This window comes from Sphingobium sp. YR768, assembly GCF_900111125.1.
Taxonomy (GTDB): domain Bacteria; phylum Pseudomonadota; class Alphaproteobacteria; order Sphingomonadales; family Sphingomonadaceae; genus Sphingobium.
The window spans coordinates 184,893-197,044 of the sequence record NZ_FOGE01000006.1 but is presented as its reverse complement, the minus strand read 5'-3'; the positions used below and the strand labels follow the sequence as shown (position 1 = coordinate 197,044).

The 12,152-nt window shown below is 61.7% G+C and carries 7 protein-coding genes and 1 pseudogene; 3 read left to right on the top strand and 5 right to left on the bottom strand.

Annotation, left to right across the window (positions count from 1 at the left end; genetic code table 11):
- Positions 1-104: 104 nt before the first annotated feature.
- Entirely contained in the window at positions 105-1,367 is a 1,263-nt protein-coding gene (locus tag BMX92_RS10335; RefSeq protein ID WP_093016035.1) for an aminotransferase class V-fold PLP-dependent enzyme, read from the top strand.
- Between the two features lie 353 nt (positions 1,368-1,720).
- Here the strand turns inward: BMX92_RS10335 and BMX92_RS10330 are convergent, their stop codons facing one another.
- The 3 genes from BMX92_RS10330 to BMX92_RS10320 are packed head-to-tail and all read right to left on the bottom strand — an operon-like array spanning position 1,721 to position 5,153.
- Positions 1,721-2,980: a DUF3526 domain-containing protein gene (locus BMX92_RS10330; protein ID WP_093016031.1), complete on the bottom strand. Its 1,260-nt coding sequence runs from the start codon at positions 2,978-2,980 to the stop codon at positions 1,721-1,723.
- Complete coding sequence (locus BMX92_RS10325) at positions 2,977-4,419, bottom strand: ABC transporter permease (protein WP_093016028.1); 1,443 nt, start codon at positions 4,417-4,419, stop codon at positions 2,977-2,979. Before BMX92_RS10325 ends, BMX92_RS10330 begins: the two co-directional genes overlap by 4 nt.
- Positions 4,416-5,153 carry an ABC transporter ATP-binding protein gene (locus BMX92_RS10320; protein ID WP_093016025.1) on the bottom strand — a complete coding sequence of 246 codons (738 nt, stop codon included), beginning with the start codon at positions 5,151-5,153 and terminating at the stop codon, positions 4,416-4,418. Before BMX92_RS10320 ends, BMX92_RS10325 begins: the two co-directional genes overlap by 4 nt.
- A gap of 151 nt (positions 5,154-5,304) precedes the next feature.
- On the opposite strand from BMX92_RS10320, the gene BMX92_RS10315 reads away from it, so the two are divergent.
- Positions 5,305-7,515: a TonB-dependent siderophore receptor gene (locus tag BMX92_RS10315; RefSeq protein ID WP_093016022.1), complete on the top strand. Its 2,211-nt coding sequence runs from the start codon at positions 5,305-5,307 to the stop codon at positions 7,513-7,515.
- 17 nt (positions 7,516-7,532) lie between these two features.
- Complete coding sequence (locus BMX92_RS10310; protein WP_093016019.1) at positions 7,533-9,344, top strand: M14 family metallopeptidase; 1,812 nt, start codon at positions 7,533-7,535, stop codon at positions 9,342-9,344.
- 496 nt (positions 9,345-9,840) lie between these two features.
- On the opposite strand, the pseudogene BMX92_RS10305 reads toward BMX92_RS10310, so the two are convergent.
- Together BMX92_RS10305 and BMX92_RS10300 are read right to left on the bottom strand one after the other, a co-directional pair.
- A pseudogene (locus tag BMX92_RS10305) lies at positions 9,841-10,855 on the bottom strand (IS630 family transposase).
- Between the two features lie 120 nt (positions 10,856-10,975).
- Complete coding sequence (locus BMX92_RS10300) at positions 10,976-12,139, bottom strand: acyl-CoA dehydrogenase family protein (RefSeq protein ID WP_093016016.1); 1,164 nt, start codon at positions 12,137-12,139, stop codon at positions 10,976-10,978.
- Positions 12,140-12,152 lie beyond the last annotated feature (13 nt).

Below are 12,152 nucleotides of genomic sequence, written 5' to 3'. Positions count from 1 at the left end.
CATCGGATCGCTGCTCGATGCTTTCAGTCCCGCAGAATGCCGCAAATATCTCATCAATTCCGGATACGGATCAATCTGATGTCATCCGACTCTAGGCACGGGACATGAAAATCAGCCGCAGGCAGATGATGATCGGGGCGGCCGTCGTGCCGGTCGCAGGGCGCGCCGTCGCCCTGCCGACCGATTCGGGGCGACCCGATGATGAAGCATATTGGGCCGGGATCGCGGCCCAATATGACGTCACCCGCGAGGTTATCCAGCTTGAAAACGGGAATTGGGGGATGATGGCCCAGCCCGTGATTGAACGCTATGAGGCAGCCGTGCGCCGGGTCAATCGCGAAACCAGCTATTATGCCCGGCGCGGCCTGACCCCGGACCTGATCGCGGTGCGCGATCGCGTCGCGGCGAAGATGGGCGTCAGCCCCCAGGAAATCGCCTTCACCCGCAATGCGACCGAAGCGCTGAAGTCGCTGATCGGCGGTTATAACCGGCTGCGGCCAGGCGATGCCGTGCTTCAGGCCGATCTTGACTATGACAGCATGCAGGCCTGTTTCGATACGCTCAAGCATAGCCGGGGCGTGGATGTGGTGCGGATCGCCCTACCTGAGCCAGCCACCTATCAGGGACTGATCGACGCCTATGAGGCTGCGCTCAAGGCCAATTCGAAGATTCGCCTGATCCTGCTCACCCATCTGAGCCATCGCACCGGCCTGGTCATTCCGGTGAAGGAGATCGTGGCGATGGCGCGGGCGCGCGGTGTCGATGCGATCGTCGATGCGGCGCATAGCTGGGGTCAGCTCGATTTCCGTCCGGCAGATCTGGATGCCGATTTCATCGGCTTCAACCTGCACAAATGGTGGGGTACGCCGCTAGGTGTGGGCGTGATCTATATTCGCAGGGACAAGATCGAACTGATCGATCCGGATAGCGCAAACAGCCCGCCTTTTACCGCCAGCACTTATTCGCGCGTGCACACCGGCACGGTCGATTTCGCGGCACAACTGACGGTGCCGGCTGCGCTCGATTTCCAGGATGCGATCGGTGACGCTGCCCGGGCGGCACGGCTACGCCATCTTCGCGACCTGTGGGCAGAGTCCCTGCGCGGGATGAATGGGCTGGAGATATTGACGCCAGCCGATCCGCGGTTGCACGGCGGCATCACGTCCTTCCGTCTGGCGGGGCGGACGAGCTTGCAGGACAATGTGGCGGTGGCCAAGCGTCTGCTGGACGACCATCGGATATTCACGGTGCATCGGGACGGGCCAGCCCATGGTGCCTGTGTGCGTGTTACGCCCGCCTTGTTCAATAGCGCGACAGATATCATTGCTTTGAGAAAGGCGATCCGCTCGATGCTGTCTCCATCATGAGGTTGAACAAAGCCTCGCATATCGAGCCATGAAGAGCAGTCGGATGCGCCAGAGGCGCATTTCCAAACAGACTCTCACAAGGTGAAGGATGTCATTCCCTTGCGTACGACCGCGTCCCATGTCCGTCAGGCACATTCCTATTCGCTGAAGGAGCTTCCAGGCTCAGAGGCAACCTTGCCCGGACGAAGGCCTATATCCATCCTACTACGCTGCCCGCGCGGATTTCCTGCAATGGAAGTTCGTGCCTAAGTTGCATAGTGGCGGACAGCTTTCTGCCCAACGCGCAGTTCAACCATTGTCCGATCTGTCATAGCCTTCATTGCGCCGGTGGGCGACGATCTGGACAACTATACTCACCGGTCCAGCGACGAGAAAGCAGGCGCCTTGTCGAAGTCGGCTTTGCCGAAGGGTTTGTCGGTGAAAAGGTAGCCATAATAGAAGTTGCGCAGCCGCGCGTGGAAGGCGCGGATGCGATCCTGATAGGCGAGTTGGGCCTGCATGTCGGTATCTGCCAGGCGGGCAAGGACCGACTGCACACCGACCGACGGCAGCAGCCAGCCGATATTGTGAGCGGCCGCATCCCGCGCTTCCATACCTTTCCGGTAGGCGGAGACTTGAGGCGCGACGCTTTCGTCGCCGACCTGATGAAAGGCGAGATACCATTTATAGTGGAAGGCCGCGGTCAGCGGCGGGCTGTCCTTCCATTCGGGATGGTTGGCGTAAAAGGCGCGCATCGTGTCCTCGCGCGGAATGTCCCAAGCGCGGTTCACTGCCTCCCGCTGGGCCAGCGTCAGTTCCACGCCCTGACCGACCGGAATGGCCTGATTGATCGCGACATGGGCGACTGTGGGCAGGATCAGCGTCAGCACCAACCACAAGCCAGCCAGCGTCGCCGCATTGGCGACCGACGTCCAGCGCAGCCTACCGATCAGCAGCGTCAGGCCGATCCAGAAGGCGAGATAGAGTGCCACCAGTCCCAGCACCGCCAGCAATGTGCCGCCCGACAGCTGCGACAGGATCGCGCCGATCGTCAGCGGCACGGCCAGCGCCACGAACAGCAGGACGCCCCGCAGCAGCACCCGGCGTGCCCATAAATGCCGCCCCGACCCGGCGATCGCGTTCAGCATGCGCAGGCGGCCCGCTTCCCGCTCGCCCGACACCAGATCATGGCACAGCGCGATCGCGAACAGCGGCGTCAGATAGACCAGTACGAAGGCGAAATCGAAACGGCCGGGCAGGGCGAGTTCGGGATTGAACGCTTCCCCATCATAAAGCTGCGCCTCCAGCCCTAGTGCGCGAACCCGCAATATATAGGGGGCAACGTCGCGCAGGCCGAGCGCTGCGAAAGCGAGCGGCGCGGGCGCATCCCATGTCGCGTGAAAGCTGTAATAGGCGGCGCTGCCCGCATCCTTCGTCTTGCCGACCCATGCCGCGACGCTGGCGATATCCTGCGCTTGCTTGGGCTGGATACGGGCGATGATGTCGCGCTGCCGGGCGACCTCCGCCATGCCCGCCACCACCGCGGCGATGGAGAGCAGGGCGACCAGCAGCAACGTCAGCACCGCCATGCGCGATCGGAGCAACAGGCGCAATTCGTGAGTGAGGAGGATCATGGACGGGCTTTCTGAAGATGGCAGACGGCGGGCAGCAGCGCCAGCGCGGCGACGACCAGCCAGGCGAGCAGCAGGCCAAGGCCGGGCAGACTGGCTTTCACCAGATCGGCGGCGCTGGCCGGCTGGAAGTGGAATTGCGGGATGGCGTGCCAATGATCGGCGGAGATGCGCTTGCGCTGATCGGCACCTGCATCCTTCGCCTTGTCGTCGGCATAGCTGACGGCTTCGGCCTGAAGCCGGTTCAATCGCTGCACCATGTCATAGCGATAGGTCTCTGCCTGCGTAATGAAACGGCGATGGCCGGCGAGGTCGGTGCCCGCCGCCGCCATCGACAATTGCCGCAGCGAAATGGCCGGGCTGACGATGCCGAAGCCGTCGGTCATACGGCTTTGCGCCGCCTGAATGGCGAAGCTGCGGTCGGCATAATCGTCGAACAGGCCGGAGGTAAGCTTTTCGCCCTCGATCCCCAACATGCCATTATAATTGACCGGCAGATCCTCGACACGGGTGACGCCATAGTGGCGCAGCGTCTTTTCCTTGAACGCCTTGAAGAAGGGATCGTCGGGATTGTGGCTGTCGCCGAGCTTGTGGAGGTCGTGCGCGATGGCGATGTCGGTTTCCAGCCGGGTGGGCAGGGCATGGGCCTGCGCGGCGAAATCCGGTGCGACGCGGGGCAGCAGGATGACCAGCACGGCCCAGAGCGCCAGCAGCGCCAGCAGCGCGTCCCGCCCGCGCCGCACCATCGCAGACACGAGGATTACAATGATCGCCCACAGTGTCAAATAGGCGGCATAGCCCAGAGCAATGACCAGCATTGGCCCGGCCAGCGCGCCCGGCTGCCCTGCTATCAGCAGAAAAGCGATCATGGCGGGCAAGCCGACCAGTGCCGCGACCAAACCCAGCGCCAGCAGCTTTCCCATGACGAGCGCGCGCGCGGACACGCCCTGCACCAGCATTTGCCGCAACGTCCCGCGTTCCCGCTCCCGCGCCACGGCGCCATAGCCAAGGAAGATCAGTAGCAGCGGCGCGATCACCTGCAAGACGAAGGCGGGGGTCAACTGGCCGAACCGGACCAGCAGCGAGGATTGGCGGACATCGCCAAAATTGGCGCTGTTCTGCCGATGCCCCTCCAGGAACATGCTGTTGCCGGTAAAGGCGTCGATACCCGGATCGAAGGCGGCCAGCGGCCCCAGCGGGCGAAAGATGAAATTGCCGAAATGCACCATGCGGTGCGGATGCCGGTCGGGTTGCGCCTCGAATTCCTTGGCTGCCTGCGCCTGAAAGCGAGCGCGGGTTTCTGTGATCGACTGCTGGTGGGACCAACTGATGAGCGCGGCCGCCAAGGTTAGCAGCACCAGCAACGCGAAGGCGACGAGGGCGACGCGGTTGCGCCGCATCAACCGCAGTTCGTCGTGCGCGATCAGGGTGATGGCGCTCATGCGGCGGCAACCTCCCGCGCGAATTTGCGGTGCAGTTCGCGCACGTCGAACCGTTCCTCGCCCTGCGCCGATGCTTCGTCGACGATCCGCCCGGATTCCAGGAAACCGATGCGGTCGGCAATGTCAGCGGCGGACAACAGATCATGCGTGACCATCAGCACCGCCGCGCCCTTGCGCGCGACATCGTGCACCAGCCTGTTGAAATCGGCCGTAGCGCGCGGGTCAAGGCCGGAGGAAGGTTCGTCCAGCAACAGCACCGGCACTTCGCGCAGCAGGGCGATGGCGATCGCCACTTTCTGCCGCATCCCCTTGGAAAAGCCACCCAGCCTTTTGTCCCAGGCGGCGGATTGCAACCCCGTCGCCTCGAACGCGCCGTCGATCGCGTCCCGCGCAGGATGGCGCCCGGCGAGCGCCAGCAGATAGGCCGCATTTTCCCGCGCCGTCAGATGCTCATAGAGCGCAACATTTTCCGGCACATAGGCAATCTGTTCCCGCGCCTTGTCCGGCTCCGCCGCCGGATCATGCCCTGCGACCAGCACGGTGCCGCTATCGGGCCGGGCGAAGCCCAGCAGGGTCGACATGGTGGTCGATTTGCCCGCGCCATTGCCGCCCAGCAGTGCATAAATCTCCCCCGCATCGACATGCAGGGTCAGCCCGCGCAACACAGGCTGGCTGCCATAGGACAGGGTGACGTCGGACAAATGAATGCGCTGGCCGGTGGCGGTCAGGGACATGAATGGGGCTCCTCGGATTTTCGCCGAAAGCATTTCGCCGATGCAGCAATCTGTCAATGAAATAATATAACATTTCCATTGACGGCTGTGACCCGGCTCCCCTAGGGCCTGCCGCGAATGAGATTCTGTCTCATTTCAGTCAGGGGAAATTATGTCGATCCAGTTCCTGCCGCGCCCGCGCGCTGCATCCGCCCGTTCTCGCCGTTTCCGCCACATCGCCTGCGCCCTGCCGCTGGCCGCTGGTCTGGCTTGTGTTGCGGCGCAGGCCCAGACCCAGACTGGTGACGCGATCCATCATGTGCAGGAGGGGGAGGGCGCCATCACCGTTACCGGCGCGCGCCAGGCCTATCGCGGCGATTTCGCGGTAAAGGAAATTCCGCAGGCGATTACCGAGATCAGCGGCGAGACGCTGCAACAAAATGCTATCCTGCGGCTGACCGATGCGCTGGACATGAATGCTTCCGTAGCGCGCCAGAATACATTGGGCGGCCTGTGGGACAGCTTCGCCATTCGCGGCTTTGCCGGCGATGAAAATCTGCCGAGCGGCTATCTGGTCAACGGCTTCAACGCCGGGCGCGGTTTTGGCGGCCAGCGCGATGTAGCCGGGATCGAGCGGGTCGAGATTCTGAAAGGCCCGGCGGCGGCGCTGATCGGTCGCGGCGAGCCGGGCGGCACGATCAACCTCGTGACCAAGCAGGCGGAAATCGGCCGGACCTTCGGCACCGGATCGCTGCAATATGGCAGCTATGATCGCTTCCGCGCCGACGCCGATGCCAATCTGGCACTGACCGGCGGCATCACCGCGCGACTGATCGGCTATTATGAGAAGGGCGACACGTTCCGCGATTATGTGTCGCAGACACGCTGGGGCTTCCTGCCTTCGATCGGGGTCGCGCTGGGCGACCGGACACGCCTCACCTATGATTTCGAATGGACCCGCGTGGAAGTGCCGTTCGATCGCGGTATCGTCGTTCTGAACACTGATTTCAACACCGTGCCGCGGTCGCGCTTTCTGGGCGAGCCGGGGGATGGTGACACGATTGCCCGCGCCACTGGCCACCAGTTGCGGCTCGACCATCAGTTCAGTGACGACTGGAGCCTGCTGGTCGGGGCAAGCCATCGCGACACGCTGCTCACCGGCTTCTCGTCCGACGCGGAGCAGACGGCCTCGCGCCAGGAGCTGTATGTCGACGGTCATTCCCTGTCGCGCCAGCGCCGCTCGCGCCGCTATGATGCGGAACATAGCGTGGTCCGCGCAGAGCTGGCGGGCAATTTCGAGACGGGGTCGCTGCGCCATCGCGTGCTGATCGGCGGTGATTTCGACCAGTTCGAATATGACAATTATTTCACCCGCTTCCGTCCTCCGGCCGTCAGTACGAACCCGAGCGATCAGGCCGGCTATGTCATCGACATCGACAATCCGGTCTATGGCCAATATCCGCTGCCCGTGACGTCGGTGCTGACCAACCGTCTCGATACCCAGCGCAGTTTCGGCTTCTATGTGCAGGACCAGATCGAACTGACCGACCGGCTGCAAATCCGCCTCGGTGGCCGCTACGACAATCTGACGCTGAAGGTCGACAATCGCCTGCTTGCGGAGGCCAATCGCTACAACCAGCGCAAATATGAACGGTTCAGCCCGCAGGCCGGCATCGTCTATGAACTGAGCGATCCGGTCACCCTCTATGCCGCTTATGGTCAGGGCTATCGCGCCAATGTCGGCGCCGATTTCAACAATGCTATCTTCGACCCGGAAACCAGTGAATCTATTGAAGCCGGCATGAAGCTGACCGCGCTGGGCGGCGCGCTGACCGGCACCCTGTCGGTCTATCAGCTGACCAAGGACAATGTGCTGGCCAGCGACAATAATAATCCGGGCTTTTCCGTCGCCATCGGCAAAGCGCGCAGTCGCGGCGTGGAACTGGACGTGAACGGCCATCTGCCCGGCGACATCGATATCCTGCTGAGCTACGCCTATACCGATGCCGAGGCGCGGGAAGCGGTGAACGATCCCAATTTCGCCACCCAGATCCTGCCGGGCGACAGACTGATCAACATTCCCGACCACAATCTCAACATCCAGGTCGCCAAGCACTTCGAATTTGCCGGGCGCGGGGCGCAACTGGGCGCGGGCATGCAATATGTCGGCAAACGGCTGGGCGAGACGGGAACGGACTTCACGCTGCCGTCGCACACCCTGTTCCGCCTGTTCGGCAGCGTCGATATGATCGAGGGCGTCGAACTGTTCGGGACCATCAGCAACCTGTTCAACGAGACATGGTATGCCAGCAGCTACAGCTCGGTCTGGGTGCAGCCCGGCACGCCGCGCACCGCCACCATCGGCGTGCGCGCCCGCTTCTGAACCGGAGGGATAGAGACATGATCAAGACGATGACGCGCTTTCTGGGCGCTGCGGCCCTGTGCGTCGCTGGCACCGCCCTCGCGCAGCAGCCGACTTCTGCGCCGCTGCCGGGACTACCCGCGTCCGTGTTGCCGCCAGCCTTGCCCTGGTCCGGCGCCAGCGAGAAATTGGTCGTCGGCAAGGATGATCCCTGGATCACCCCGGCGGAGCAGGCAGCGTTCACCACCACGCCGCGCTATGCTGCGGTCGAGGCGTGGCTGAAGCGGCTGGACGCGGCGTCGCCCTTCATCAACCTCGAAACCTTCGGTCGCACGGGCGAAGGGCGTGACATGCTGCTCGTCCGCGCCAGCAAGGGCGGGCCGGGCAAGCCGGTCGTGCTGGTGCAGGCCGGTATCCATGCGGGCGAGATCGATGGCAAGGATGCGGGCCTGATGCTGCTGCGCGACATCGCGCTGCGCGGCAAGGACAGCCTGCTCGACAAGGTCGATCTGGTGTTCGTGCCGGTCTATAATATCGACGGGCATGAGAAGATGAGCCGCTGGAACTTCCCGGCACTGCGCGGCCCGGCGGAAAAGGGCTATGTCGGCAACAGCCGCAACATCAACCTGAACCGCGACTATTCGAAAGCGGACGCGCCCGAAAGCCGGGCGATGATCCGCCTGCTGCGTCGGCTCGACCCGATCCTCTATCTCGATTGCCATGTCAGCGACGGGTTCGACATGCAATATGACATTACCTTCACCTATGCCGGCTGGGGCCGCTATGCCTATCATCGCGCCACCGCTGACTGGCTTCAGGGGCGGTTCGGGCCAAGCGTGACGGCGGCGCTGGAAAAGGCGGGCCATGTTCCCACCATCTATCCCAGCCCGATCGACACCCGCGAACCGACCAAGGGCATCCGTCAGGCGCCTGAAGGACCGCGCTATTCGACCGGCTATGGCGATTTCATCGGCGTGCCGACCGTGCTGGTCGAAAACCATATGATGAAGCCCTATCGCCAGCGGGTGCTGGGCACTTATGTCCTGCTGGAGGCGGCGCTGAAGCTGGCGGGGCAGGACGCTGCGCAGATTGCCAGCGTCAAGGCCAGCGACCGGGCATCACGCCCGGTGGAGATGCTCACCCGCTGGAAGCCCGCCGCGCAGCCGATCGGCTGGGTCGAACGCTTCAAGGGGATCGCCTTCGACACCTATGTCTCGCCTGCGAGCGGGCGCAGGGAACAGAAATGGCTGGGCCGCCCGGTCAACTGGCGGATGCCGATCATCGGCCAGGAGCCGGTCGAGACGGTGCGCCTGCCCAGGGCATGGTGGATACCGGCAGGGCAGGCCGATGTGATCGACCGGCTGACGCTCCACGGTATCCGTTATGAGGTGCTGGACGCGCCGCGCACGCTGGCGCTCGATCGGGTGCGGCTGGTCGACCCGCAATCAATGCCGGTGCGGGATGCGCGCATCCCGCTGGATACGAAACTGCTGCATGAGAATGTGACGGAAACGCTGCCCGCCGGCACGGTGCGCGTGCCTGCCGACCAGCCGCTCGGTCTGCTGGCGGCAGCGCTGCTGGAACCCGAAAGCCAGGACAGCTTCCTCGCCTGGGGCTTCTTCCCGGAAATTCTTGCTGCACCACCTGGCGCAGAAGATTTCGTGCGCGCGCCGATCGCGGAGGCTTTGCTCGCCGCCGATCCGCAGATGCGGCAGGAATTTGAAGCGAAACTGGCCGCCGATGCCGCCTTCGCGGCGGATGGCGATGCGCGGCTTGACTGGCTGTCGGCCCGGCTCTCCGATCACAGCCCTTATCATCATGTCTACCTTATAAGACGCGAGAGGGACTGAAACTCTCAAAATATAAAATTATACAATCACTTATATATACTTTGTCGGGCAGTCGTGGTCTGCCACTCTGATCGAACAGATGTCTCATCGAAGTGCAGGAACGAAAATGGGATCATCCCATGCCGATCATCAGAGCAGAATGCGATATGTCTCCACTTTGCGGTTTGGTCTAAGTTGAACCGCTCTTCCGCCATTCGCGAACCCCGCAGACGGCGTTTACGGCCGTAAAGCTCGGCGACTGCGCGCCCAGAAGCCAGCCTTCGCCGCTACCGGTGTGCAGTGGCCGCCTGCTGTCCGCAACTATACCGTATGCCTATCTTCAGCCAGACCATTATAGAATATTTCGACGATTATGCTATCATCACAATAGAAAATACACTGATCATATACAAAATATATATCAATAATACTTCATATATTCTGCCGAATAGACTTAAGTTGACAGGCAAATTTTGCCTATACGGTCTCTAATGCCCACCTGCGCCGATCATGACTTTCACGTCCATTTACGGCGTCCGATGGTCATGATGCGCCAAGGCTGATCGACGAACTTGTGCCAAGCTTCACAGCAGAGGTCGACAATGTTTTCGTAGGATGGGAAGACGCGGTTGGAAAGCCAGTTGTCGCGCATGAACTGCCAGATGTTTTCGATCGGGTTGAGTTCGGGGCATTTGGCCGGGAGCGCGACAATGCTGATGTTTTGCGGGACATCGAGCTTGCCGGTCATGTGCCACCAGCCTGGTCCATCAGCACAACCGCGTGGGCACCCGGCGCGACGGCAAGGGATATTTCGGCCAGATGCAATGACATGGTATCGGTATTGCAAAAGGGCAGGACAAGCCCGGCGCCTTTGTCCAGTTTCGGGCAGATCGCACCAAAGATATAGGCTGATTTCGTCCGTTGATCCTTCGGTGCCGATGGCCGCGTTCCGCTTCTGGCCCGCACGCGCCTCGTCCTGGAACCATATCTCTATGAGCGTGCCCATCGAGAGGATGGCGTTGACCTTTGCCAGCTCGGCAGCGAAGCCCCTTTTTTGAAGGCTTCCATGGCATGTTCGTCCTGGGCATGGTGGCGAGGTCGCTGACGTACCCCAACTTCTTCAGCTCGGGGCTGATGGTGGTCTCGTCGAGCGAGACGGCAAACTCGTCATAGAGCCACTGAGCCAGATCGATCAGCCGCCAACGCACCACCCCGTGGATTGCCGGGATCGGGCCGCTCCCGACGACATCGACCAGTGCCTGGCGCTGCGCATCGTTCAGCCGTGAACGGGGGCCAGGCGCTTTGCCATCCAGCAATCCATCGGGGCCGCAGGCATAGAACCGGATCACCCAGTCACGCACAATCTGAAGGCCAACTCCGCCGATGCGAGCCGCGGCACTGCGGCTGCCTCCGTCGTAAATCTCGGCCAATGCCAACGACCGCCGCGCTTGGTTCGCGCTCTTCGTAGTCCGCGACAACCGTCGCAGCGTCGCCCCGTCAAAATCTTCCCGCAAGCCGATCGCTGAACCCATGGTGCCGCACGCCAAAGTCTCAGCCCCATTGATTCAGATTTTCACCCCCTTGGGAATCCCCCGTGAGTCAGGCAATGCGCAGGTTGGTATTACTTGGTTCGCACGGCTAACTTGTTTATTTCAGCTACGATTAAAGCCAGTTCGACCTGCAAGAGACAGGATCGAATCATTTTGGGGAGCATGAGCACGGCTGCACAACACGTCGCGATAATATCGCTCGAGCGGATTGTTACGTGTCAGCCCCGGATTGCCCGTTGCCTCGATCGCGAGCGCCACTGCATCAATGGCGTTGCCGGTAATGAGATATTTGAGCAGAAACGTTTCCGACGAAGGCAATGGCGCCCCTGCTTCTGCGCGACGCGTCAAATCCTGTAGTAAAAGACGATTATTCAGCAAAAGTGCGTCAATGCGACCCAGTAATTCCTGATAGCGATAGAGCGTGGACAGGGGAGCCCCCAGATTTGAAGGCGTCCGAGTGCGGGCGAACTGAGCGAACCAGTCGCGTCCTTGCTGCGCCACCGCATCATAGAGACTGCCCATAAGGCCAACCATCCATGCGACTTGAAGGGAATTTTCTTCATTCCACTCATCCGGCCGACGCAAGTCCACGGCATGGTCCAGTGGAATTGTCACATTCTCCAGAATGACGTCATGACTGCCGCTGGCCCGCATGCCAGCGTGGTTCCAAGTCTTTTCGATGGATATTCCGGGGCTATCGCTGGGCACGAGGAAGTAGCCGACCAGTGGATCGTCGTCTTCGGTGCGCGCCCACACGATCATGTAGCTTAGGATGGGACTGCCAGTGGAGAAGAGCTTATGGCCGGAAACCAGCCAGCCTTCCCCATTCCGCCGGGCTATAGTCGCAGGCAGTCCTCCGCGTGAAGGCGTGCCGAGCTCTGGCTCCACGCGAAGAGCATTTGCAAGAGCGCCCCGCGACACCGCCTCAGTCTCGATTTTGCGGCGAATATGAGGAGGCCAGCGATCTTTACCCCTGACGTCGGCGTGGACCATATATTGCATGATGAGGACAAGCGCTGTTGAAGGGTCGCCCTTCGCAATCTCTCGCACAACACGGCACGCTTCCCCAAGCCCAGCGCCGGAACCGCCCCTCTCTTCCGCGACAGTCAGGGCCAGAAGCCCATGCTCATGTAGAGCTGCAAAATTTTCGAAAGGAAAAGAGGCATCCCGGTCATGATCCGCAACGGTTATGGCGAAACGGTCTCGTAACGTTGAGAGTATCTCATCCGAAACATATTTTGGCCGCAAGGCATGTACGGTCGACATTATGTAAAAATAT